The organism is Stenotrophomonas sp. GQ19 (assembly GCF_059758695.1).
In genome coordinates, this window is the sequence record NZ_JCAXES010000001.1 from 1 (window position 1) to 24,373 (window position 24,373).

Consider the following 24,373-nt stretch of genomic DNA (forward strand, 5'->3'; position numbering starts at 1 on the left):
CAGCGGCCGGCACTACCAGGGGTGCCCGGATTTCATGAGGAGCCGGCCAGCGGCCGGCACTACCAGGGGTGCCCGGATTTCATGAGGAGCCGGCCAGCGGCCGGCACTACCGTGGCGTTTGGATTTCATGAGGAGCCGGCCAGCGGCCGACAGCGCACGTTCTGCCCGGATTTCATGAAGAGCCGGCCAGCGGCCGCCTTCCCGGTTCATCGCCCTGAACGCTTCGCCAGCCACCGATCCAGTTCGGCCGCGAACGCCTGCCGTTCACGCGGGCCCAGCGGCGGCGGGCCGCCGGTCTGCACGCCGGCGCCGCGCAGTTCCTCCATGAAATTGCGCATCGACAACCGCTCGGCCATGTTGTCGGGGGTATACAGCTGCCCGCGCGGGTTCAGCGCCACGCCCTGCTTGGCAATGACCAGCGCCGCCAGCGGGATGTCCTGGGTGACCACCAGGTCGCCGGCGGTTACCCGCTCGACGATGGCGCTGTCGGCCACGTCCAGCCCGGCCGGCACCTGAAGGAAATCGATCACCCGCGAGGGCGGGGTGCGCAGCCAGTGGTTGGCTACCAGGGTCAGCGGCACCTGCACGCGCTCGGCGGCCCGGAACAGGATCTCCTTGATCACCCCGGGGCAGGCGTCCGCATCAACCCAGATGCGGCATATGGCGGAACTTGAATCGGGCATTTGGCTGATCTTAAGGTAGGAAAAGTCTGAATGGGGCGTGCGAAATCGTGTAGGATGCGCCAATCCCTTGTCCCGTCAGGCGTGACGGGGGGATGGCTGAATAAACCAGCTATCGCTTTTTAGGTAAAACACGAGTATCGTCACCCACACTGTGTTTGCTAGGGTCACCGTGAATCGTGGCCTGGTGCAGTTGATCTCACGATCTGCTCATCGATCCGCTTTACCAACGCCTGCAACTCAGTCTCGGCTCCGATAAGCGGCGGCCGCGATTATTTCAACTATTGTTTCAGGAGTTAGTACATGTCTGATCGTCAGCAGGGCACCGTGAAGTGGTTCAACGATGCCAAGGGCTTCGGCTTCATCACCCCGGAAAGCGGCCCGGACCTTTTCGTGCACTTCCGTGCCATCCAGGGCACCGGCTTCAAGTCGCTGCAGGAAGGCCAGAAGGTGACCTTCGTCGCCGTGCAGGGCCAGAAGGGTATGCAGGCTGATCAGGTGCAGGCGGTCTAATCGACCCCCCGCTACCGTCAGGTTGCAATGAAACGCCGGGAGCGAAAGCTTCCGGCGTTTTTTATGCGTGCTGTTTTTTCATCCGCGGGCGGCCGATGACATCGGCAGGGCATGTACCTCGTTACGATGTCGCTTTGAACCTGCGGACCCGTCAATGATCAAGGTGCACCATCTGGACCACTCGCGCTCGCAGCGCGTGCTGTGGATGCTCGAAGAGCTGGGCCTGCCGTACCAGCTGGTCAACTACCAGCGCGACCCCACCACCTGGCTGGCGCCGCCGGCGCTGCGCGAGATCCACCCGCTGGGCAAATCGCCGGTGCTGCAGGACGACACCCTGGTGCTGGCCGAGTCCGGGGCCATCCTGGAATACCTGGCCGACCGCTACGACAGCGCCCGCCAGCTGTCGCCTGAACTGCTGCCGGCCCAGGCCGCCGAACGCGTGCGCTACCGCTACTGGATGCACTACGCCGAAGGCTCGGCGATGCCGCCGTTGCTGTTGAGCCTGGTGTTCGCGCGGGTACGCAAGGCGCCCATGCCGTTCTTCGCCAAGCCGATTGCCCGTGGCATTGCCGACAAGGTGATGAAGGGGTTCGTGGGCCCGCAGCTGAAGCTGCACCTGCAATGGATGGAGCGCGAGCTGGGCCAGTCGCCGTGGTTCGCCGGCGAACGCTTCACCGCCGCCGACATCCAGATGAGCTTCCCGATCCAGGCAGCCGCGTCGCGTGCAGGCAGCATGGACGCGTACCCGAAGCTGCAGGGCTTCCTGCAGCGCATCGAACAGCGCCCGGCCTACCAGCGCGCCACCGAGCGCGGCGGGGCGCTGGACCTGGGCGCGGGCGCGGCGTGAACTTGCGGGGGCGCAGCGGCGCCCCCATCTGGTGAGCATGGATACCCAGCCCCTGCGCTTCGACAACCGATTCATCGGCGACCTTCCCGGCGACGAGGAAACCGGCCCGCGCGTGCGCGAGGTACGCGGTGCCGCATGGTCGTCGGTGATGCCCACGCCGGTGGCCGCGCCGCAGCTGCTGGCGCTTTCCACCGAGGTGGCCGAACTGCTGGGCCTTGGCCCGGACCTAACCGACAGCCCGGATTTCGCGCGCGTGTTCGGCGGCAACGCGCTGTATGCCGGCATGCAGCCGTGGGCGGCCAACTACGGGGGCCACCAATTCGGGCATTGGGCCGGGCAGCTTGGCGATGGCCGCGCCATTTCGCTGGGCGAGCTGCTGGCCCCCGACGGCGCGCGCTGGGAACTTCAGTTGAAAGGGGCCGGGCGCACCCCGTACTCGCGCGGGGCCGACGGCCGCGCGGTCCTGCGCTCGTCCATCCGCGAATTCCTGTGCAGCGAAGCCATGCACCACCTGGGCGTGCCGACAACGCGCGCGTTGAGCCTGGTGGGCACTGGCGATACGGTGGTGCGCGACATGTTCTACGACGGCCACCCGAAGGCCGAACCCGGCGCCGTGGTGTGCCGGGTGGCGCCGTCTTTCATCCGATTCGGCACCTTTGAACTGCCCGCCTCGCGCGGCGACGTGGGCCTGCTGCGGCAGCTGGCGGATGCCTGCATCGCCCGTGATTTTCCGGCGCTGGCCGATGCCGGCGCGCAGCGCTATGCGCAGTGGTTCGCGCAGATCTGCGAGCGCACCGCGATCCTGGTGGCGCATTGGATGCGGGTCGGCTTCGTGCATGGGGTGATGAACACCGACAATATGTCCATCCTGGGCCTGACGATCGACTACGGCCCGTATGGCTGGGTGGACGACTACGACCCCGACTGGACCCCGAACACCACCGACGCACAGGGCCGCCGCTACCGCTTCGGCACCCAGCCGCAGGTGGCGTACTGGAACCTGACCCGGCTGGCGCAGGCGCTGTCGCCGCTGTTCGACGACGTCGCACCGCTGCACGACGGGCTGGCCCGTTTCCAGGCCGTGCACGCCCAGCGCGAGCGCGAGGACATCGCGGCCAAGTTCGGGCTGGCCCAGTGCGGCGATGACGACGTGGCGATGATGGCCGCCTGGTTGCAGATCCTGCAGGACGGCGAGATGGACATGACGCTGGCCTTCCGCGGCCTGATGGCGCTCGATCCGCAGGCGCCGTCGGTGCAGGTGCTGGACGCGGCCTTCTACAGCGCCGAGCGGCGCGAGGCCGTCGTGCCCGCCGTGCAGGCCTGGCTGCAGCAGTATGCCGCACGCCTGCGTGCCGATACGCTGGATGCGGCCGTGCGCCAGCAGCGGATGGCGGCGGCCAACCCGGTGTATGTGCTGCGCAACTGGCTGGCGCAGGAGGCCATCGAACAGGCCGAGCAGGGCGACATGAGCGGCGTGCACACGCTGCTGGAGGTGCTGCGGCATCCCTATCACGTGCAGCCGGGCCGCGCGCATTTCGCCGGCAAGCGCCCTGACTGGGCGCGCGACAAGGCCGGCTGTTCGATGCTTTCCTGCAGCTCCTGAACCCGGGTGCGCGGTACGCCGCGCCTTCACTGCGACCCTTCTGACTACACGCCATTGCATGCCGCCGCGCCTGCGGTGGCCGTTGTCGTGCCTGCGTCTACGACAATGGTCGTAGCGGTGAAATCCGATAATCGCACACGTAGTCGATAAACGCACTTGAATGGTGCAGTGCGATAAACCTACTTTCAATCCCGTTCCAAGCGATCCACCTCTGGCGGGCGAGGGCAGTGCCACTACGGTACTGAAGCCAGGTACAGGGGAAAGACCGCCGGAGTCCCTTTCCCTGTGCGGAGCCTGCGCATGCGTTGCCGTCTGTCTGTTGTTTCCCTGACCCTGCTTGCCGTGCTGCCATCGCTGGCGCTGGCCTACCAGGCCGAGCCGCCGCGCGAGGCGCTGCAGGTCCTGCATGTGGACCGCTATGCCGACGACGCCGCCCCCGGGTCGCTGCGCTGGGCGATCATCACCGCCAACCAGGCCCCCGGCCGCTACCGCATCGAGATTGCCGCGGTGGGCAGCGCGCCGTACGTGATCCGCCCGGCATCGCCGCTGCCGGAGATCGTCGGCCCGGTGCAGATCGTCGGCACGCCGTGGGCGAGCGCCGGCCAGTACGTCGCCATCGATGGCGGCGGCTACGTCACCGGTACCGGCACCGATGCCTGCCCGGGTGCCGAGCCGGGCCAGTCCGGCACCAACGTGCGCACCACCACGCTGCCGGGGCTGGTCCTGCGCGACACCACGGGCGTTGAGCTGAGCGGCCTTGAGATCCGCAACTTCTGCATCGGCGTGCTGATCAACCGCAGCAGCCACAGCGACATCCACGACAACCGCATCGTGGCCAACAAGGGCGGCGCCGGCATCATGCTGACCGGCGACGACGGCAAGGGCCAGTCCACCGCCACCACCACCGTGCACAACCGCATCGTGCGCAACCAGTTCGTCGACAACGGCGATGGGTTGGAACTGACCCGCGGCGCGGCCTGGAACCTGGTGGCCGACAACCTGTTCCAGTCCACCGCCGCCAACCCGGAGCCGTCGCAGGGCATCGAAATTCTGTGGGGCAACGACAACACGGTGGTGCGCAACCGTTTCGTCGACTATTCCGACGGCCTGCAGATCAACTGGGGCAACCGCAACTACATCGCAGCCAACACCTTCACCGGCAATTCGATCGGGGTCAGCGTGACCGGCAGCGACAACGTGGTGGACGGCAACACGATCACCGGCAACGGCATCGGCATCGCGGTGCGTCCGCAGCCGGTGAGCGCACCGAACCGCTTCAGCGCCAACCAGATGGTGGGCAACGGGCTGAAGATCGCGCGCTGCGAAGCCGGTGGCGCCTGTGCCACGGGCCAGCCGCGCGGGGCGATCGTGTTCGGCGTACCGGGGCTGGAACACGCGAACTTCGTGGGCTCGCGCGGGCGCGGGGTGGATACCGACCCGTCCAAGCGCGCGCGCATCTGCAGCGGCGCCGATACCGCAGGGTGCCAGCCGGCGCCCAACCTGGGCCAGGCCGCGCCGGTGTTGCAGGCGGTGCAGGGCACCGGCACCGCACGCACCGTGCAGGGGGTGTTCCAAGGCGTGCCGGCGCAGCGCTACCAGCTGGAGGTGTTCGGCAACCGTGCCGCGAACAGCAGCGACGCCGAACGCCTGCTCGGCACCGTCGACGCCGTCACCGATGCGCAGGGGCAGGGCCGTTTCACGCTGGCGCTGCCGACCACCGGCGAGGCTGCCGGTATCGCCACGCTCACCGCCACCGCGACGTCCGTGCTGGGCGCCACCTCCCCGTTGAGCGCGCCGCTGTCGCTGCGCTGACCCGTCGACCCCGAGAGACTCCGATGCGATTTCCGAACCCCACTCCGCTGGCCCTGCTGTTGTCCGCCGCCGTGCTGGCGCCCACGCTGGCCCACGCGCAGGACAGCAATCGTTACGACGGCAAGACCCTCACGGGCGACTGGGGCGGCACCCGTACCGCGCTGGACGAACGCGGCATCCGCTTCCGTGGCGACTACGTGGGCGAGGCGATGGGTGTGGTCGACGGCGGTTACGGCCGCACCGGCGCGCGCTATGCGCAGCAGGTCCGGGTCGGCGTCGACCTGGACATGGGCCGCCTGGCCGGCTGGGACGGCGGCGCCTTCCACGTCACCCTCAACGACCGCCGCGGCAACAGCACCTCGGCCGACCTGGTCGGCAACCGCTTCCCGATCCAGGAAGCCTACGGCGGGCAGTACACCCGGCTCACCGAGGCCAGCTACGACCAGACCTTCAACGGCGGGCAGTCGTATTTCAAGCTGGGCTACTACGCGATGGGCAACCAGTTCGGCCTGCACAGCCTGCTGACCCACTTCGTCAACGCCGCCTTCTGCGCCCATCCGCTGGCGATGTCCGGCAACAGCGGCTGGTACAACTACCCCACGGCGCGCTGGGGCGGTGAAGTGGCCCAGCAGGTGAGCCCGGCGCTGAACGTGCGCACCGGCTGGTTCCAGGTCAACCCGAACCTGGGCGGCAACATCGAACGCAATGCGTTCCGTCCGTTCGTGTCGGGCACCACCGGTTCGCTGATTCCGCTGGAAGTGACCTGGACGCCGGACAAGGGCGGGGCGCACCCGGGCGTGTACAAGTTCGGCGGCTACTACGACACCTCGCGGGTGGACCAGCGCGGGCTGGATACCTCGCCCACCACCGGCCGCCACGGTGCGTATGTGCTGGCCGAGCAGCGGCTTACCCGCGAAGCCGGCGACCCGCAGCGCGGGCTGACCGCCTTCGCGCAGTACATGGTGTCGGACACCGACACCGCGCAGATCCGCCGCTGGTACGCGCTGGGTGGCGTCTACCAGGGCATCGGCTCACGCGCGCAGGACAGCATCGCGCTGGGCTACGTGGGCGCGGACATCAACCGCCGCCTGGTCGACGCCCGCCGCGCCACCCTGGCCGACGCGGGCGTGCCGCTTGACTCGCCGCTGTACCAGCTCAGCCAGGCCGAGGAATTGTTCGAACTGTCCTACAGCATCCAGGTGAATCCCTGGCTGATGGTCCGCCCCGACGTGCAGTACATCGTCAACCCCGGCACGTTCGCCTACACCCGCACCGACAACGCGTGGGCCGTGGGCGTGCAGGCCAAGGTGACCTTCTGATGCGCGCCTTCCTTCCCTCGTTCCTGGTGAACCGCATGCGTCCGCTCACTCCCTTCATGCTGGCCGCCGTGCTCGGCGGCGCGGCCGCCGTTGCCCACGCCGCACCGGTACCGGTCACGCCCTTGCAGGTAGGTACGCTGCGCATCGGCGAAGGCGCACCGCGCACCATCGTGCCGATCACCGGTGCCACCGCCGAACAGGCCCTGCAGCAGGCCGCCGTGATCGCCGCCAGCCCGGCCACCGACCTGGCCGAGTGGCGCATCGACTACCTGGACATCGCCACCGACGGCAAGGCGCTGGTGACCCTTGGCAAGCGCATCGCGCGCACGCTGGACGGCAAGCCGATGATCCTCACCTTCCGCACCCAGGCCGAAGGCGGCAGCAAGCCGATCAGCGACGCCGACTACGCCGCGCTGTACGCCACGCTGCTGCGCGGCGGCTTCACCCAGTTGATCGACGTGGAGATGTTCCGCGATCCGGAGCGGGTGGCGGCACTGGTCGCGCAGGCGCATGCGGCCGGGGTGAAGGTGGTGATGTCCAGCCACGACTTCCATGCCACCCCCGCGCGCGCGAGGAGATCGTGGCGCGGCTGCTGCGCCAGGAGGTGATGGGCGCGGACGTGTTGAAGATCGCGGTGATGCCGCGCGACGCCGGCGACGTGCTTGCCCTGCTGGATGCCACCTGGCAGGTGCGCCAGCGCAGCAGCAAGCCGCTGCTGACCATGTCCATGGGCGGCACCGGCGTGGTCTCGCGGCTGGCCGGGGAGACCTTCGGCCAGGCGCTGACCTTCGGCATGATCGGCACCCCGTCCGCGCCGGGCCAGGTCGAGGTCGAGCAGCTGCAGCAGGTGCTCCAGGTCATCCATGCCTCCAGCCAGGCCGGTCGTTGAGACCTCCCCGCCGGACGCTCCCCGCACTACGTCGTCGCAGGATCCCCGTATGAGCCATGCCACCGCCGCCGCTTCCCCGCTCGTGCTCGAGCGGATGACTCCCTTCCAATGGACGGCGATCGCCATCTGCGTGCTGTTGAACATGCTCGATGGCTTCGACGTGATGGTCATGGCGTTCACCGCGCCGCACGTGTCGGCCGACTGGGCGCTGTCGGGCAAGCTGCTGGGCATCATGCTCAGCGCCGGTCTGGTCGGCATGGCGTTGGGCTCGTTCCTGCTGGCGCCGCTGGCCGACCGCTGGGGCCGGCGGCCGATGATCATGCTGTGCCTGGTGATCCTCACCGTGGGCATGGCGTTGTCGGCGCTGGCCGGCAACGCGTGGCAACTGGGCGCGCTGCGGGTGTTCACCGGCGTGGGCATCGGCGGCATGCTGGCCGGCGTAGGCGTGATCACCGCCGAGTACGCCAACCCCAAATGGCGCAGCACCGCGGTGGCGCTGCAGGCCACCGGCTACCCCATCGGCGCCACCCTGGGCGGCGTGCTGGCGGCCTGGATGCTGCAGCATTTCAGCTGGCACAGCGTATTCCTGATCGGCGCCGGCGCGTCGTTGCTGTGCATCCCGCTGGTGCTCAAGTGCCTGCCCGAATCGCTGGATTTCCTGGTGGCCCGGCGTCCGCCGGATGCCTTGCCGCGGCTCAACGCGTTGCTGGCGCGCATGCACATGCCCGCGCTGCAGGCGCTGCCGCCGGCACCGGTGCGCGCCGATGGGCGCAAGGGCTACGCCGCGCTGTTCGTCGGCGACCTGCGCCGGGTGTCGGTGCTGATCGCGATGGCGTTTTTCCTGCACATGTTCGCGTTCTATTTCGTGCTGAGCTGGACGCCGAAGTTGCTGGTGTCGGCCGGCGTGTCGGCCCAGCAGGGCATCACCGGCGGGGTGCTGCTCAACCTGGGCGGGATTGTCGGTGGCAGCCTGTTCGGCTGGCTGGCGTCGCGCTGGGCGTTGTCGCGGCTCACCGCAGCCAGCCTGCTGCTGGCGATGGTGGCGATGCTGGCCTTCGCCGGTTTCAACACCCAACTCGGTATCGCCTTCCCCGTGGCATTCGTGATCGGTGCGGCGTTGTTCGGCGCCATGGCCGGGCTGTATGCCGCCGCGCCGGTGGTATTTGCCGCCGACGTGCGCACCACCGGGCTGGGCTGGGCGATCGGCATTGGCCGGGTCGGCGCCATCCTGTCGCCCCTTACCGTCGGCCTGCTGGTCGATGCAGGCTGGTCGCCCACCGCGCTTTACGTGCTGTGTGCGCTGCCGTTGGCACTGGCGGCGTGGGCCTGCCTGGGCCTGCGCGTCGGCGTTGGCCAGACGCGCAACTGAGCCGACGGGTATGGACATCCGCGTGTGCGATTATCGCATCATGAGTCCGATTATCGGATTGACCGCGTCGTCGCCGCTGCGCACCATGTCCGCGTCCCGTTTTCCCCCGTATGTCGCCGCCGCCTGCAGGGCACGGCAAGGAGCAACGCAGTGATCGACAAGACCGTGGCCAACGCTGACGCAGCGGTGGCCGACATCCACGACGGGGCGACGGTGATGATTGGCGGGTTCGGTACCGCCGGCATGCCCGACGCCCTGATCGATGCCCTGATCGCGCAGGGCGCGCGCGGGCTGACCATCATCAACAACAACGCCGGCAACGGCGACACCGGGCTGGCCGCGCTGATCCGGCACAAGCGCGTGCGCCGCATCGTCTGCTCGTTCCCGCGCCAGGCCGACTCGCAGCATTTCGATGCGGCCTACCGCGCCGGCGAGATCGAACTGGAGCTGGTGCCGCAGGGCAACCTGGCCGCGCGCATCCATGCCGCCGGCTCGGGCCTGGGCGCGATTTTCACCCCCACCGGCTACGGCACCGAACTGGCCCACGGCAAGGAAACCCGCGAGATCGACGGGCGCCATTATGTGCTGGAGTATCCGCTGCACGCCGACTTCGCGCTGATCAAGGCCCACCACGGCGACCGCTGGGGCAACCTGGTGTACCGCAAGACCGCGCGCAACTTCGGCCCACTGATGGCGATGGCCGCGCGCTGTGCAATCGTGCAGGTGGACGCCGTGGTGCCGCTGGGCGACCTGGACCCGGAAGCCGTGGTGACCCCCGGCATCTTCGTGCAGCGCGTCGTTGCCCTGGATGCCACCGCCACCGCCACCGCTGGAGCCCGCGCATGAACCGCCTGAGCCGCGAACAGATGGCCGCGCGCGTGGCGCGCGATATTCCCGAAGGGGCCTACGTCAATCTGGGCATCGGCCTGCCGACCACGGTCGCCAACTTCCTGCCGGCCGACAAGGAGATCTTCCTGCAGTCGGAAAACGGCCTGCTCGGCATGGGCCCGGCACCGGCAGCGGGCGAAGAAGATCCAGACCTGATCAATGCCGGCAAGCAGCCGGTGACCCTGCTCACCGGCGGCTGCTATTTCCACCATGCCGATTCGTTCGCGATGATGCGCGGCGGTCACCTGGACATCTGCGTGCTGGGTGCATTCCAGGTGTCGGCACAGGGCGACCTGGCCAACTGGAGCACCGGTGCGGCCGATGCCATTCCCGCCGTCGGTGGGGCGATGGACCTGGCCATCGGCGCCAAGCAGGTCTTCGTGATGATGGACCTGCTGACCAAGCAGGGGCAGAGCAAGCTGGTAGAGGCGTGCAGCTACCCGCTCACCGGGCTGCGCTGCGTGTCGCGCGTGTATACCGACGTGGCCGTGTTCGACCTGGGCGAGGCGGGCGCGCGCGTGCTGGAAATGGTGGACGGGGTGAGCCTGGAGCAGCTGCGTGAGCTCACCGGCCTGCCGCTGCAGATGAGCGAAGGAGCCTGACATGACCCTGCACGATACCTACATCATCGATGGCATCCGTACCCCGATCGGCCGCTACGGCGGTGCGTTGGCCGGCGTGCGCGCCGATGACCTCGGCGCGATTCCGTTGAAGGCGTTGCTGGCGCGCCATCCGCAGCTGGACCCGGCGTTGATCGACGAGGTCTACCTGGGCTGCGCCAACCAGGCCGGCGAAGACAACCGCAACGTGGCCCGCATGAGCCTGCTGCTGGCCGGCCTGCCGGTGAGCGTGCCGGGCAGCACCGTCAACCGGCTGTGCGGCTCGGGCCTGGATGCGATCGGCACGGTGGCGCGCGGCATCGCCGCCGGTGAACTCGGGCTGGCCATTGCCGGCGGCGTGGAGTCGATGTCGCGCGCGCCTTACGTGATGGGCAAGGCAGGCACGCCCTTCGCGCGCGACCAGGTGATGGAAGACACCACCGGCTGGCGCTTCATCAACCCGCAGCTGCGCGCGCTGTATGGCGTGGAGACCATGGGCCAGACCGCCGAGAACGTGGCCGAGCGTTACGCGGTGTCGCGCGCCGACCAGGACGCGTTTGCGCTGCGCAGCCAGCAGCGCGCGGCCGCCGCCCAGCAACGCGGGTTCTTCGACGGCGAAATCGTGGCGGTGGACGCACCCGGGCGCAAGCGCGGTGAAACCGTGCGTGTGGCGCGCGATGAACACCCGCGCGCGGACACCACACTGGACGCGTTGGCCGCGCTCAAGCCGTTGTTCCGCCAGCCCGGCACGGTGACCGCCGGCAATGCGTCGGGCATCAACGATGGCGCCGCCGCGTTGCTGCTGGCGTCGGGCGCACAGGCACGTGCACTGGGCCTGACCCCGCGCGCGCGCATCCTGGGCTTTGCCAGTGCCGGGGTCGAACCGGCGGTGATGGGCATGGGCCCGGTGCCGGCCACACAACGCCTGCTGGCGCGGCTCGGACTGTCCATCGGCGATTTCGATGCGATCGAGCTCAACGAAGCGTTCGCCTCGCAGGGACTGGCGTGCCTGCGCCAGTTCGGTGTCGCCGACGATGCCGCACACGTCAACGCCAACGGCGGTGCCATCGCGCTGGGCCATCCGCTGGGCATGAGCGGTGCGCGCCTGGCGCTGACCCTGCTGCGCCAGCTGGAAGCCAGCGGGGGTCGGCGTGGCCTGGCCACCATGTGCATCGGCGTGGGCCAGGGGGTCGCGCTGGCCATCGAGCGCGTGTGACCGCCCCTGTTTTTTCCTGCTTCACGGCCGCTGCCGCCTTCGCATGGCAGCGTGCCACTGCCTTTCAGCTGCGGCCCCAACGGCCGCCCGCCAACCGGAGTACGCCATGAGCGATCCCACTGACCTGCGCGGCTATCGCAGGCCCTATCCCGGCACCCAGCCGGACCGCATCCACCTGCCGTATGCATCCACCCGCCTGCGCGGCCCCGGGCGTGACCCGATCCAGATCCCGGCCACGCTGTCCGAAGTGACCGGGCCCACGCTGGACCGCATCACCCTGGGCGAGCACGCCGCCGACCTGACCGCCGGCTTCAAGGGCCAGCCGCTGGGTGAGCGCATCGTGGTCAGTGGCCGGGTGCTGGACGAGAACGGCCGCCCGGTGCGCAACAGCGTGGTCGAGGTATGGCAGTGCAACGCCGCCGGTCGCTACCTGCACAAGGGCGACCAGCATGACGCACCGCTGGACCCCAACTTCACCGGCACCGGCCAGGTGCTCACCGACGACCACGGCCGTTACCGCTTCACCACCATCAAGCCCGGCGCCTACCCGTGGCGCAACCACTACAACGCGTGGCGACCAGCGCATATCCACTTTTCGCTGCATGGCGAAGGCATCGGCCAGCGCCTGGTCACGCAGATGTATTTCCCCGGCGACCCGCTGCTGGCGTACGACCCGATCTACAACTGCGTGGACGACGCCAAGGCCCGCGAGCGCATGGTGTCCTCGTTCGACTGGGAAAACACCGCCAATGAATTCGCCCTCGGCTACCGTTTCGACATCGTGTTGCGCGGTCGCAAGATGACCGTGTGGGAGTAAGCAGATGAGTTTCCAATCCACTCCGTGGCAGACCGTGGGCCCGTACTACCGGCTGGGCCTGGAACCGCTGTACCGCACCGACATCGCGCCGGCCCAGGCGCACGGTGAGCGCGTACAGGTGCAGGGCCAGGTGTTCGATGGCCTGGGCGTGCCGGTGTCCGATGCCGTGCTGGAAATCTGGCAGGCCGACGCGCAGGGCATCTACGCGCATCGGGAAGACCCGCGCCACGACGCGCATGACCCGGCCTTCGATGGCTGGGGCAGGGTGCCCACCGACGCGCAGGGCCGCTTCGCCTTCACCACCGTGCGCCCGGGCAGTGTGGCCGGCCCCAAGGGGCAGCCGCAGGCACCGCACCTGATGGTGCTGGTGTTCATGCGCGGTCTGTTGCGCGCGGCCAGTGCGCGGGTGTATTTCAGCGACGCGCCGGGCAATGCCGACGATCCGATCCTGGCCCTGGTGCCGGCCGAACGCCGCGCCACGCTCATCGCCCAGGCGCAGGGCAACGGCCTGTACCACTGGGACGTGCGCATGCAGGGCGAGCTGGAAACCGTGTTCTTCGACTACTGATGCCGGCCTGCACGCGCGGCCTGGCGACGCGCGGGTAAGCTGGGTCCACCTTTGACTGGATGGCGTTTGATGAGCGATTTCCCCTCGCTGCTTGGCGGCCTGTTCGGCGCGCCGGAGGTGGACGCGGTGTTCACCGACACCGCGCGCCTGCAGGCGATGCTCGACGTGGAAGCCGCGCTCGCACGCGCGCAGGTGCGCTGCGCGGTGATTCCGCCGGCCGCGCTCGGCGCGATCGAAGCGGCCTGCCGGGCCGACCTGTATGCCGTGCCCGCACTGGGCCAGGCCACGTTGCTGGCTGGCAATCCCGCCATTCCGCTGGTCAAGGCGCTGACCGCGCAGGTGCGCCACGCCGATGCCGACGCCGCGCGCTGGGTGCACTGGGGTGCCACCAGCCAGGACATCATCGACACCGGCGCGATGCTGCAGCTGCGCGAGGCAGTAGGCCTGGTGCAGGAGCGGCTGCATGTGCTGTGCACCGCGCTGGCGGTGCTGGCCGATGCCGAGCGCGATACCGGTCTGCCCGGGCGCACGCTGCTGCAACAGGCGGTGCCGGTGACCTTCGGTCTGAAGGCCGCCGGTTGGCTCGACGCATTGCACCGCAGCCAAGGGCGTCTGCAGGCGTTGTACGCCGACACGCTGGTGCTGCAGTTCGGCGGTGCGGCCGGTACCCTGGCCTCGCTGCAGGCGCGCGGCCTGGACGTGGCCCAGGCACTGGGCGACGAACTGCAGTTGCCGGTACCGGCGCTGCCGTGGCACACCGCCCGCGACCGGGTGGCCGAACTCGGCAGCACGTTCGCGCTGCTCACCGGTACGCTGGGCAAGATCGCCACCGACATCGTGCTGCTGATGCAGTCCGAAGTGGCCGAAGCATTCGAGCCGGCCGGCGAGGGCAGGGGCGGGTCGTCGGCGATGCCGCACAAGCGCAATCCGGTGGGCTGCGTGGCGGCCATTGCCGCGGCCACGCGGGTGCCGGGCCTGTTGTCCACCTTGTTCGTGGCGATGCCGCAACCGCATGAGCGCGCGGCCGGGCAATGGCATGCCGAGTGGGAAACCGTGCCGGAGATCGTGCGCCTGTGCGCCGGCAGCCTGGCCCAGGTGACCGTGGTGGTGCAGGGCCTGCAGCTGGACCGGGCGCGCATGCGCGACCACCTGGACAGCCACGGGGGGCTGCTTTACGCAGAAGCGGTGGCGGTGACGCTGGCTGAAACGCTGGGCAAGGCCACCGCGCATGCGCTGGTGGAACAGGCCGCGCGCCAGGCGCTGGCGCAGTCGCGGCACCTGCGCGAGGTGCTGCAGGAGATGCCGGACGTAAGCGCGCAGCTGTCGCCGACGCAGCTGGCAGCGTTGTTCGCGCCCGACAGCTGGCGTGGCATGGCCGACACCTGGATCAACCGGGTGCTGGCGCAGCGCTGAAACTTATTGGAGGGGTGCAATGGATTTTCTCGAACTGGACGCACATCGCCTGCATTACCGCATTGACGGGCCGGACGATGCGCCGTGGTTGACCTTCTGCAACTCGCTGGGCACCGACCTGCACATGTGGGACCCGCAGGTGGCCGCCTTGTCGGGGCGGTTCCGGATCCTGCGCTATGACCGCCGTGGGCATGGCCACTCCAGCGCGCCGCCAGGCCTGTACAGTGTGGCCGACCTGGGCGCGGACGTACTGGCCCTGTGGGACCACCTGGGCGTGGCACGCAGCCATTTCTGCGGGCTGTCGATCGGCGGCCTGACCGGGCAATGGCTGGGCGTGCATGCCGGCACGCGCCTGCACACGCTGACGGTGGCGGCCACCGCCGCGAAGATCGGCACGGCCGAGAGTTGGGAGACGCGCATCGCGCAGGTGCGTGCGCAGGGCCTGTTGCCGTTGCGCGAAGGCACGGCCGAACGCTGGTTCACGCCGGCCTTCGTCGCGGCGCAACCGGCGCAGGTAGAGGACATCCTGCAGCGCTTCGTCGCCACCAGCGTGGCGGGCTACGTTGGCTGCTGTCATGCCGTGGCCACTGCGGACTTCCGTGACCAGCTGGCACAGATCGGCGTGCCGACCCTGGCCATCGCCGGCGACGACGATCCGGTCTGCCCGCCCGCAGACCTGCAGGCCATCGCGCGCGGGGTCGCCCACGGCCACGCCGTCGCCGTGCCCGGCCGCCACATCTGCAACATCGAATCGGCCGACGCATTCACCGCCGCCCTGACCGCCCACACATCGTAGGTACCGACCATTGGTCGGTACACCCCCACACCGATCGTGACCGGCACGCCCCCACACCGTAGGTACCGACCGTTGGTCGGTACGCCCAGACACCGATCGTCACCGGCACGCCCATACACCGTAGGTGCCGACCGTTGGTCGGTACATCCAGACACCGTAGGTACCGACCGTTGGTCGGTACACCCCACCAAAACGAGGCATCCCCAATGGACGAACAGGAACGCTACGAAGCCGGCCTGACCGTGCGCCGCGCCGTACTCGGCGAGGCCCACGTCGAGCGCTCGCTGCAGGCGCGCACCGACTTCACCCACGAATTCCAAGACTTCATCACCCGTACCGCGTGGGGCACGGTGTGGACCCGCGACGGCCTGCCACGGCACACCCGCTCGCTGCTGACCATCGTGATGATGGTGGCGTTGGGCCATGACGAAGAGTTCAAACTGCACATCCGCGCCGCGCGCAACAACGGTGTCACCCCGGACGAGATCAAGGAAGTGCTGCTGCAGGCCGCCATCTACTGCGGCGTACCAGCCGCCAACCACGCCTTCGCGCTGGCCAAGCCCATCCTCGAGGAACAAGCCAACGCACCACCGCGGTAAGCCCAGCACCGGTAGTGCCGGCCGCTGGCCGGCAACCCGATACACCCGAACGGAACCGGATACCGCCGGCCGCTGGCCGGCAACCCGATACACCCGAACGAAACCGGACACCGCCGGCCCCCGGCCGGCAACCCGATACACCCGAACGAAACCGGATACCGCCGGCACCCCCCCTCAATGCAGCAACGTACCCAACCGCTGCGCCGCTTCCCGCAGCCGCGGCAGCAGCTGTGACTGCATCACCCCCAGGCTGATCCGCCCGGCCTGGGTCCCGATATTCAGCGCGCCCACCACCGCGCCACTGCGCGCGTGCACCGGCACGGCGATCGAGCGCAGCCCGATTTCCAGCTCCTGGTCCACCAGCGCAACGCCTTCGCGGCGCACGCGTTCCAGCGTGTCCAAAAACTCGTCCATGCGCGTCACGGTACGCTCGGTGCGCGGCCGCAGCGGATTGCGTTCCAAGTAGCTTTCCAGCGTGTCGTGCGGCAACGCGGCCAGCAGCACGCGGCCCATCGAGGTGCAGTACGCGGGCAGGCGGCTGCCCGCGCGCAGCCCGATCGACATGATCCGCACGGTTTCGGCGCGGGCCACATACAGCACGTCATCGCCATCCAGCACGCCCAGCGAGCAGGACTCGTGCACGTCGTCGCGCAGGGCATCCAGCACCGGCTGCGCCGCCGCGGTCATCGACGACGACGCCACATACGCCCCGCCCATGCCCAGCACGCGCGGCAGCAGCACGAAACCGCGCCCCTGTTCGCCCACGTAGCCCAGCTTCTCCAGGGTGTACAGCACGCGCCGCACCGCCGCGCGCGAGATGCCCGTTTCGGTGCTGATCTGCGACATGGTCACTTCACGCGGGTGCTGCGAAAACACGCTCAGCACCACCAGCCCGCGACCCAGGGAGGTCATGAAATCCGGATCGCCCTGGTTGTCCTGGATCAGCTGCATCAGCTCGTGGCTGAGCCCGCGATCCTGCGGCGGGGCAGGGGCGCGCTTGGGGCGACGGCTGGGAGGTGCGGCAGACATGGCGGTGGTTCGTGCTCGGTGATCGTGCATGGTAAGGGCTGCACGCGACGAAGCGAAGCTGCGCGCCACGGTGCGAAGACCGTGGCGCGCGTGGCTCAGCGCGTGGCCGGCAACGCGTAGGCGATCACATAGTCGCCGCGATCCGGCGACTGGCGTGCGCCGCCGGCGGAAATCACCACGTACTGGCGACCGGTCTTCGGCGACACATAGGTGATCGGCGTGCCCTGGCTGCCCACCGGCATGCGTGCCTTCCACACTTCTTGGCCGGTGCGGCTGTCATAGGCGCGCAGGTAGTAATCCTGGGTGCCGGCGAAGAACAGCAGGCCCGACTGGGTGGCCAGCGAACCGCCCAGGGTGGGCATGCCGATCGGAATCGGCAGGCGCATCTTGACGCCCATCGGGCCGGTGTCCTTCACCGTGCCCACCGGCACCTGCCAGACCAGCTGGTGGGTGGCCAGGTTGATCGCCGACAGCGTGCCGAACGGCGGCTTCTGGCACGGAATGCCCAGCTTGGACAGGAAGCGGTCGCGCAGCGAACCATACGGCGTGCCGGTCTGCGAGGCCGCGCCCATTTCCACGCCGCCGGCGCCTTCGGTCATGTCCGCGCGCGGAATGAGCTTGGTCCACAGGCCCAGGCGCATGTCGTTGACGAACAGGTAGCCCGTGGTGGGATCCACCGACGCGCTGCCCCAGTTCATGCCCCCCAGCGAACCGGGCCACTGCAGGGCCAGGTCCTCGCCCGGCGGGGTGAACATGCCGTCGTAGCGGAAGCCCTTGAACTGGATGCGGCACATCATCTGGTCGATCGGCGTGGCGCCCCACATGTCCGATTCGGTCAGGGTCTGCGCGCCGATCTGCGGCAGCCCCACCGACAGGCGCTGGGTAGGCGAGTAGCGCTCGCCCGTGGCGTTCCCCTGCGGTGCCGGGATGTCGCGCACCTCGGTGATCGGCTGGCCGGTGGCGCGGTTGAGCATGAACACCTGGCCGGCCTTGGTGATCTGCAGCAGCGCGGGCAGGGTGCCGCCCTTGCCGTCGGGCACGTCGGTCAGGGTGGGCTGCGCGGGCAGGTCGTAATCCCACAGGTCGTGGTGCACGGTCTGGTAGACCCAGCGCTCCTTGCCGGTGGCCACATCCAGTGCCACCACCGCCGAGCTGTACTTGTCGTCCTGCGGGGTGCGCTCGCCGGCCCACTGGTCCGGCGTGGTGTTGCCGGTGGGCAGGTAGACAAGGCCCAGCAGCGGGTCATAAGCCATCGAGGTCCACACGTTCGGGGTGGCGCGGGTGTAGTGGATGGACGGATCCAGCGGCACGTCCGGGGTTTCCCGGGACAGGTCCCAGACCCAGGCCAGCGCGCCGCTGCGCACGTTGTAGGCACGCACCACACCGGAGGGTTCGTTGACCTCGATGTTGTCGGCCACCCGCCCGCCCACGATCACCAGTTCACCGGCCACCAGGGGCGCGGCGGTCAGCGTGTAGAAGCCGGGCTTGATCTCGCCCATGCCACGCTTGAGGTCCACCACGCCGCCTTCGCCGAAGTCCGGGCAGGGCGCGCCGGTGGTAGCGTCCAGTGCGAACAGGCGGGCGTCGATCGAGGTCATCAGGATGCGCTTCTCGCACAGTGCCGGGGCCGTTGCGGCAGCGACGGTGGCCGGTGCGGCAGGGCTCGGTGCGGCAGGACTCAGTGCGGCAGCGACGGTGGGGGCGCCGACCAGCGGCTGGCCTGCGTCGAAATAGCCCAGGCCACGGCAGCGCTGCCAGTTCGGCGCGGTCGCCTTGGGATCGAACGCCCAGCGCTGCTTGCCGCTGTCCACGTCCAGCGCCACCACCTGGTTGTGCGGCGTGCACAGGTACAGCGTGTCGCCAATCTGCAGCGGGGTGTTCTGGTCTTCGGCGCCGAAGCCATCGCTCTGCGGCACGTCGCCGGTATGCGCGGTCCAAGCCACTTGGAGCTGGGTGATGTTGGCCGGGGTGATCTGGTCCAGCGCGGCGAAACGGGTGCCGGCGGTGGTGTTGCCCCAGTGCTGCCAATCACGTTGCTCGCTGCCCTTGGCCACCGGCACCACGGCCGGTGACGCGCCCTGCGCGGTGACCACCGGGCGCGGCTGGAACGCCGACACCGCCGTGCCCAGCAGGCCCACCAGCAACAGCGCGGCCACGCCATAGGCCGCGCGCCCGGGGCGCTGGCCACGGCTGCGCCGCAGCACCGGCCAGGTCAGCGCGACCAGCATCGCCAGCACGGCGGGCATCACCAGCCGCGACACCAGCGGCCAGAATTCCAGCCCGGCATCGGCCAGTGCCCAGGCCACGGTGGCGACGAACGCCACCCCATACAGTAGCGCGCCCAGTGGGCGGCGCAGGGCCAACAGGCCGCCGGCCACCAGCGACGCGGCGCCCATCAGCAGGAAGTACCAGCTGCCGCCGAGCTGGGCCAGGCGCACACCGCCCACCAGCAGAACCAGGCCGAACAGCATCACCACGATGCCAATCAGGACCACCAGGGTGCGGCACAGGGCCGACGGTTTCGTGTTCTCGTCCACGTTGCATGAACCTCTACAGGAAACCCGGTACCGACCGGCACCGGGCAGGCCCGCGCGCGCCATGCGTGGCGGGGACCGTTGGCCATCTCACCCCGGCATTGCCTTGCCCTGCAGGGGCGCGGAAATGCTTCGCTGCTTATCGCGGAAACGGAGTGAACGGCCGGTTAGGGCGATTATCGCACCGTTGTGCGATTTAGGCGTGAACCCGGGGTGCCACCGATGGAACGCAGCAACGCAGCGGCCTGGCCAGGCGGGCAGTGCCGCGCCGAAGCGTTTACCCTATGCCACCCCGTTCGTTGCCTGCCCCATGACCGAGTCTTCCGCCACGCCCGCCTGGGCCGGCCGCCTGCGTGATATCGCCGATTTCCCCAAGCCGGGCATCCTGTTCAAGGACATCATGCCGCTGCTGGCCAATGGCGATGATTTCGCCGCGGCCGTCGATGCGATGGTGCAGCCGTGGCGCACGGCGAACCTGCAGGCGGTGATGGGCATCGAATCGCGTGGCTTCATCCTGGGCGCGGCCATGGCGCGCGTGCTGGGCGTCGGCTTCGTGCCGGTACGCAAGCCGGGCAAGCTGCCGGGCCGCACGCTGAAGCAGGAATACACGCTGGAATACCGCACCGACACCATTGAAGTGCACGCTGACGCCCTGCCGGCCGGTGCGCGTGTGCTGGTGGTCGATGATGTGCTGGCAACCGGCGGCACGTTGCTGGCGGCGTTGTCGCTGGCGCGCCAGTTGCAGGTGGAGGTCGTGGGCGCGGCGGTGCTGGTGGAACTGGCCGGGCTGGGCGGACGCGAGCGCTGGGACGGCGATGTGCCGTTGTTGGCCAACCTGGTGTATTGAGGCGGGGCTCTGCCTGGTGGTTTGACATGGCGTAAGCCGGGTAGGTGCGTAGAGCCGGGCTCTGCCCGGCTGCTCGACATGGCGCAAGCCGACCAACGGTCGGCTCTACCGGGCAGGCACGTAGAGCCGGGCTCTGCCCGGCAGTTCGACATGGTGGAAGCCGACCAACGGTCGGCTCTACCCCATTACATCCGGCGGACGCGGAAGCGGCGGCCCTTGATTTTGCCTGCTTCCAGCCGGTCGATCGCGCGGCCTACCTGCTCGCGCGCGATGGCCACGTACGAGCGGGTGGCGTAGATGTCGATCTTGCCGATCACCTTGGCCGACAGCCCGGCCTCACCGGTCAACGCCCCCAGGATGTCGCCCGGGCGCAGCTTGTCGGTCTTGCCGCCATCGATGCGCAGGGTTTCCATCGCGGCCTGCGGCAGCACGGCAGGGCGGGCCGTCGCCAGCGGGGTCTTCTGCCAGTCCAGCGGCTTGCCCTGCGCGGCTTCCAGCGCATCGGCGCGGTTGCGCTCGCGGCCGGTCACCAGGCTCACCGCCAGGCCGGACGCGCCGGCGCGTCCGGTGCGGCCCACGCGGTGTTCGTAGGTTTCGATGTCGGTGGGCAACTCGTAGTTGATCACGGCCGCCAGGTCCTGCACGTCCAGCCCGCGCGCGGCCACGTCGCTGGCCACCAGCACGTTGCAGCTGCGGTTGGCGAAGCGCACCAGGACTTCATCGCGGTCGCGCTGTTCCATTTCGCCGTGCAACGGCAGTGCCGAGAAGCCGAACTGCTGCAGCGAATTGGCCACGTCGTCCACGTCACGACGGGTGTTGCAGAACACCACCGTCGATTCCGGGTTGTACTTCAGCAGCAGGCCGGCCAGCGCCTTCTGCTTGCTGGCCAGGTCCACTTCGCAGAACAGGTGGCGAATCGCCGGTGCGTTGTCGGCACCCTGGACAGTCACCTCCACCGGATCGCGCAGCAGCACGCGGGCGATCTCGCGGATCTCATCGGGGTAGGTGGCCGAGAACAGCAGCGTCTGGCGGTCCTTGCTGGTGCGCCCGGCAATCTCGCGGATCGGCTCTTCAAAGCCCATGTCCAGCATGCGGTCGGCTTCGTCCAGCACCAGCGTGGTGACACCGCCCAGCTTCAGGGCGCGCTTGCGGCCGAGCTCCTGGATGCGGCCGGGCGTGCCGACCACCACGTGCGGGTCGTGCGCTTCCAGCGAGGCCAGCTGCGGGCCCAGCGGCATGCCGCCGGTGAGCACCACCAGCTTCAGGTTGGGAATGCCGGTGGCGAGCTTGCGGATCTGCTTGCCCACCTGGTCGGCCAGTTCGCGGGTGGGGCACAGCACCAGTGCCTGGGCGCGGATCACCGACGGGTCCAGGGCCTGCAGCAGGCCCAGCCCGAAGGCGGCGGTCTTGCCGCTGCCGGTAGGGGCCTGGGCGATCAGGTCGCGGCGCTCAAGGATCGCCGGCAGGCTCTGCGCCTGCACGGGGGTCATCTGGGTATAGCCCAGCGCGTCGATGCCCGCCGCCAGCGAGGCCGACAGGGGCAGTTCGGAGAATTCATTCATGGCGCATTCTACCCGCTGCGCCGCCCGTCGGGCGTGTGCCGGCGCTGCTCAGGCCAGATCCAGCGCCCGCAGCCCCTCCATCAACGCGGTGTGCTGGGCATGGCTGAACGCGCCCGGGCCGTCGCTGACATCCAGAATCAGCGTGTGGAACCAGGGATTGGGGTGGCTGACATCCTGCTCCCAGCGGACCACGACATCCGGGCCCAGCACCCGCTGCAGCAGGTCGATCAGGTCGTCTTCGGCTTCATCGACGGCGCCATAGCGATCCAGCACCAGCCGGTACGGGATGTGCAGGCGGCGGCGATCGACGGGGGGAACGCGCTCACGCTTCATCGCCCCAGTGTTGCATGCGGCACGCGCTCACCCCAGCAGCGCGTGCACGCCCACGTTGATACCCAGGCCCCCCGCCAGCAACCAGGCAAACAGCAGCAGGGCCAGCAGCAGCGGCTTCATGCCGGCCTGACGCAGCGCCGAAACGTGGGTGGTCAACCCCAGCGCCGCCATGGCCATGGCCAGCAATACCGTGTCCACCTCGATGGCCACGGCCACCCAACTGGCGGGCAGCAGGTGCAGCGAATTGAACCCGGCCACCGCAACGAACCCGAAGGCGAACCAGGGCACCACGATCTTCGCGCGCGCTGCCCCGGGCTGGGCGCTGCCGCCGCGGGCCAGCAGCAATGACAGCGCGATCAGGAACGGGGCCAGCATCATCACCCGCACCATCTTGGCGATCACCGCGGTATCGGCGGCCCCTTCGCTGACCGCGCGCCCGGCCGCGACCACCTGCGCCACTTCGTGCACGGTCGAGCCGGTGAACACGCCATAGAACGCCTCGCTCATCGGCAGCACGCCGTGCGCCAGGTTGAGCTGGTACAGCGCCGGGTACAGGAACATGCCCAGCGTGCCGAACACCACCACCGTCGACACCGCCACGGTGACCTGTTCGGCGCGCCCGCGCACCACCGGTTCGGCGGCCATCACCGCCGCCGCGCCGCAGATCGCGCTGCCGGCGCCGATCAGCAGTGCGCTGGTGCGGTCCATCCCGAACCAGCGGGTGCCGGCCCACCACGCCAGCCCGAAGGTGCTGGCCAGCACCAGCGCATCGATCAGCACCCCGGCCACGCCGACCTGGCCGATGTCCTGGAAGGTCAGGCGCAGGCCGTACAGCACGATGCCGGCGCGCAGCAGCCACTGCTTGGAAAAGCCCACGCCCGCCGCAGCCCGGGATGCCAGGCGCGGGTACACGCTGTTGCCCAGCGCGATGCCGAGCACGATGGCCAGGGTGAGGGCACTGATGCCGTGCGCCTGCAGCCACGGCAGGGTGGCCAGCGCCATCGCCGCCACGGCGACACCGCCGGCCAGCAGCAGGCCGGGCAGGCGCCCGCGCCAGCGTTGGGCGAGGGCGGGCAGGAACAGGGCAGGGCGGGGGCTGGACGCGTTCACGAAGCGGCTCCTTGTAGGGAGCCTCCAGCCTGCGCTTGGCCAATGAACCTGTAAAACGCATTATTTATGTGATTTCAACCGGTTTTATGGGTTAATGCGCGCATGCGCATCAGTCTTCGCCAATGGCAGGTATTTGTGGCCGTGGCCGACGCGGGCACCACCGCCGCCGCCGGCGCGCAGCTGGCGTTGTCGCAGTCGGCCACCAGTGCGGCGCTCAACGAACTGGAGGCGCAGTTGCCGTCGCTGCTGTTCGACCGCATCGGCCGCCGCCTGGTCCTCAATGCGCAGGGCCGGGCCCTGCTGGACCCGGCGCGCGGGCTGCTGGCCGCGTCCGCGGACCTGGAGGCGATGGCCGGGGCAGGGCGGCCGGCATCGGCCACCGGGGTACCGCTGCAGCTGCGGATCGGGGCCAGCACCACGATCGGCAACTACCTGCTGCCCGCCCGGGTCGCCGCCCTGCTGGCCGACCAGCCGCACGTGGACGTGGACCTGCGTATCGGCAACAGCGCCGAGGTGGTCGCGGCGGTGCAGCGGCTGGAGGTCGACCTGGGCCTCATCGAAGGCCCGTGCCACGAGAGCGGGCTGAACGTACTGCCCTGGCAGCAGGATGCGCTGGTGATCGTGGCCGCCGCCGCGTCCCCGCTGAGCGCCCGCCCCGACCTTTCCGACCTGTCTGCCGCGCGCTGGTTGCTGCGCGAACCCGGCTCGGGGACCCGCGAGGCAGTGGAGCAGGCGTTGCTGCCGCACCTGCACCACTTCGCCCGCGCCATGCAGCTGGGCAGCACCGAGGCCATCAAACAGGCCGCCGCCGCCGGGCTGGGCGTGGCCTGCCTGTCGCGGCACGCGGTGGCCGATCTGGTGGCGCTGGGCAGCCTGCGCATCCTGGACACCCCGTTGCCGCCGCTGTCGCGCCAGTTGTGGGTGGTCCACCACCCCGGCAAGCACGTACCGCCGCCGCTGCGCGCCCTGCTGGGGCTGGCCGCGGACGCTTTTGCGTCCGGTTGAGCGACGCCGCACACCGCCACACCGT

The 24,373-nt window shown here is 69.3% G+C and carries 24 protein-coding genes; 18 read left to right on the forward strand and 6 right to left on the reverse strand.

The window, feature by feature from the left end; all coding sequences use genetic code 11:
* Positions 1 to 206: 206 nt before the first annotated feature.
* Positions 207 to 683: a YaiI/YqxD family protein gene (locus AC6CHL_RS00005; RefSeq protein WP_447593131.1), complete on the reverse strand. Its 477-nt coding sequence runs from the start codon at positions 681 to 683 to the stop codon at positions 207 to 209.
* 300 nt (positions 684 to 983) lie between these two features.
* On the opposite strand from AC6CHL_RS00005, the gene AC6CHL_RS00010 reads away from it, so the two are divergent.
* The 16 genes from AC6CHL_RS00010 to pcaC all read left to right on the forward strand — a co-directional run bounded on the left by AC6CHL_RS00010 (position 984) and on the right by pcaC (position 15,928).
* Positions 984 to 1,193, forward strand: a complete 210-nt coding sequence (locus tag AC6CHL_RS00010) for a cold-shock protein (RefSeq protein ID WP_017356920.1) — start codon at positions 984 to 986, stop codon at positions 1,191 to 1,193.
* 154 nt (positions 1,194 to 1,347) lie between these two features.
* Positions 1,348 to 2,040 (forward strand): glutathione S-transferase family protein, encoded by a 693-nt coding sequence (locus AC6CHL_RS00015; protein WP_137189246.1) that lies wholly within the window; start codon positions 1,348 to 1,350, stop codon positions 2,038 to 2,040.
* 37 nt (positions 2,041 to 2,077) lie between these two features.
* Positions 2,078 to 3,643 (forward strand): protein adenylyltransferase SelO, encoded by a 1,566-nt coding sequence (locus AC6CHL_RS00020; RefSeq protein WP_498292678.1) that lies wholly within the window; start codon positions 2,078 to 2,080, stop codon positions 3,641 to 3,643.
* 300 nt (positions 3,644 to 3,943) lie between these two features.
* Complete coding sequence (locus AC6CHL_RS00025) at positions 3,944 to 5,455, forward strand: right-handed parallel beta-helix repeat-containing protein (RefSeq protein ID WP_498292680.1); 1,512 nt, start codon at positions 3,944 to 3,946, stop codon at positions 5,453 to 5,455.
* A 23-nt stretch (positions 5,456 to 5,478) separates the two neighbouring features.
* On the forward strand, positions 5,479 to 6,774 hold the full coding sequence (locus AC6CHL_RS00030) for a carbohydrate porin (protein ID WP_498292682.1): 1,296 nt from the start codon (positions 5,479 to 5,481) through the stop codon (positions 6,772 to 6,774).
* Positions 6,774 to 7,382, forward strand: a complete 609-nt coding sequence (locus AC6CHL_RS00035; protein ID WP_498292684.1) for a type I 3-dehydroquinate dehydratase — start codon at positions 6,774 to 6,776, stop codon at positions 7,380 to 7,382. The genes AC6CHL_RS00030 and AC6CHL_RS00035 overlap by 1 nt, the downstream gene beginning before the upstream one ends.
* Entirely contained in the window at positions 7,355 to 7,663 is a 309-nt protein-coding gene (locus tag AC6CHL_RS00040) for a type I 3-dehydroquinate dehydratase (protein ID WP_498292686.1), read from the forward strand. Before AC6CHL_RS00035 ends, AC6CHL_RS00040 begins: the two co-directional genes overlap by 28 nt.
* A gap of 49 nt (positions 7,664 to 7,712) precedes the next feature.
* Entirely contained in the window at positions 7,713 to 9,032 is a 1,320-nt protein-coding gene (locus tag AC6CHL_RS00045; protein WP_498292688.1) for an MFS transporter, read from the forward strand.
* A gap of 150 nt (positions 9,033 to 9,182) precedes the next feature.
* A complete protein-coding gene (locus AC6CHL_RS00050; RefSeq protein ID WP_038688858.1) occupies positions 9,183 to 9,878 on the forward strand; it encodes a 3-oxoacid CoA-transferase subunit A in 696 nt (231 codons plus the stop codon).
* Positions 9,875 to 10,522, forward strand: a complete 648-nt coding sequence (locus AC6CHL_RS00055; RefSeq protein WP_137189252.1) for a 3-oxoacid CoA-transferase subunit B — start codon at positions 9,875 to 9,877, stop codon at positions 10,520 to 10,522. Before AC6CHL_RS00050 ends, AC6CHL_RS00055 begins: the two co-directional genes overlap by 4 nt.
* Position 10,523: 1 nt before the next feature.
* Positions 10,524 to 11,735 (forward strand): 3-oxoadipyl-CoA thiolase, encoded by a 1,212-nt coding sequence (gene pcaF, locus AC6CHL_RS00060; protein ID WP_498292690.1) that lies wholly within the window; start codon positions 10,524 to 10,526, stop codon positions 11,733 to 11,735.
* 106 nt (positions 11,736 to 11,841) lie between these two features.
* Positions 11,842 to 12,552, forward strand: a complete 711-nt coding sequence (pcaH, locus tag AC6CHL_RS00065) for a protocatechuate 3,4-dioxygenase subunit beta (protein WP_038688855.1) — start codon at positions 11,842 to 11,844, stop codon at positions 12,550 to 12,552.
* A gap of 4 nt (positions 12,553 to 12,556) precedes the next feature.
* Positions 12,557 to 13,120 (forward strand): protocatechuate 3,4-dioxygenase subunit alpha, encoded by a 564-nt coding sequence (gene pcaG, locus AC6CHL_RS00070; protein WP_498292692.1) that lies wholly within the window; start codon positions 12,557 to 12,559, stop codon positions 13,118 to 13,120.
* A gap of 69 nt (positions 13,121 to 13,189) precedes the next feature.
* Positions 13,190 to 14,533 carry a 3-carboxy-cis,cis-muconate cycloisomerase gene (locus AC6CHL_RS00075; protein WP_498292694.1) on the forward strand — a complete coding sequence of 448 codons (1,344 nt, stop codon included), beginning with the start codon at positions 13,190 to 13,192 and terminating at the stop codon, positions 14,531 to 14,533.
* Positions 14,534 to 14,552: 19 nt separating this feature from the next.
* The gene (pcaD, locus tag AC6CHL_RS00080) at positions 14,553 to 15,329 is read left to right on the forward strand and encodes a 3-oxoadipate enol-lactonase (RefSeq protein ID WP_498292696.1); all 777 of its coding nucleotides are present in this window, start codon (positions 14,553 to 14,555) and stop codon (positions 15,327 to 15,329) included.
* 206 nt (positions 15,330 to 15,535) lie between these two features.
* A complete protein-coding gene (gene pcaC / locus AC6CHL_RS00085) occupies positions 15,536 to 15,928 on the forward strand; it encodes a 4-carboxymuconolactone decarboxylase (RefSeq protein ID WP_038688847.1) in 393 nt (130 codons plus the stop codon).
* Between the two features lie 174 nt (positions 15,929 to 16,102).
* Here the strand turns inward: pcaC and AC6CHL_RS00090 are convergent, their stop codons facing one another.
* Entirely contained in the window at positions 16,103 to 16,957 is an 855-nt protein-coding gene (locus tag AC6CHL_RS00090) for an IclR family transcriptional regulator domain-containing protein (protein WP_141058436.1), read from the reverse strand.
* 95 nt (positions 16,958 to 17,052) lie between these two features.
* The gene (locus tag AC6CHL_RS00095) at positions 17,053 to 19,494 is read right to left on the reverse strand and encodes a membrane-bound PQQ-dependent dehydrogenase, glucose/quinate/shikimate family (protein WP_498292698.1); all 2,442 of its coding nucleotides are present in this window, start codon (positions 19,492 to 19,494) and stop codon (positions 17,053 to 17,055) included.
* A 307-nt stretch (positions 19,495 to 19,801) separates the two neighbouring features.
* Here AC6CHL_RS00095 and AC6CHL_RS00100 point away from each other — a divergent pair, with 307 nt between their 5' ends.
* The gene (locus AC6CHL_RS00100; protein ID WP_038688841.1) at positions 19,802 to 20,338 is read left to right on the forward strand and encodes an adenine phosphoribosyltransferase; all 537 of its coding nucleotides are present in this window, start codon (positions 19,802 to 19,804) and stop codon (positions 20,336 to 20,338) included.
* 185 nt (positions 20,339 to 20,523) lie between these two features.
* Here AC6CHL_RS00100 and dbpA read toward each other — a convergent pair whose 3' ends face one another.
* The 3 genes from dbpA to AC6CHL_RS00115 are packed head-to-tail and all read right to left on the reverse strand — an operon-like array spanning position 20,524 to position 23,235.
* Positions 20,524 to 21,900, reverse strand: coding sequence for an ATP-dependent RNA helicase DbpA (gene dbpA / locus AC6CHL_RS00105; protein ID WP_038688839.1), 1,377 nt, complete (start codon positions 21,898 to 21,900; stop codon positions 20,524 to 20,526).
* 48 nt (positions 21,901 to 21,948) lie between these two features.
* Complete coding sequence (locus tag AC6CHL_RS00110; protein ID WP_038688837.1) at positions 21,949 to 22,233, reverse strand: hypothetical protein; 285 nt, start codon at positions 22,231 to 22,233, stop codon at positions 21,949 to 21,951.
* A 27-nt stretch (positions 22,234 to 22,260) separates the two neighbouring features.
* Positions 22,261 to 23,235, reverse strand: coding sequence for a YeiH family protein (locus AC6CHL_RS00115; RefSeq protein ID WP_498293478.1), 975 nt, complete (start codon positions 23,233 to 23,235; stop codon positions 22,261 to 22,263).
* Positions 23,236 to 23,445: 210 nt separating this feature from the next.
* On the opposite strand from AC6CHL_RS00115, the gene AC6CHL_RS00120 reads away from it, so the two are divergent.
* Positions 23,446 to 24,348 carry a LysR family transcriptional regulator gene (locus tag AC6CHL_RS00120; RefSeq protein ID WP_498292700.1) on the forward strand — a complete coding sequence of 301 codons (903 nt, stop codon included), beginning with the start codon at positions 23,446 to 23,448 and terminating at the stop codon, positions 24,346 to 24,348.
* Positions 24,349 to 24,373 lie beyond the last annotated feature (25 nt).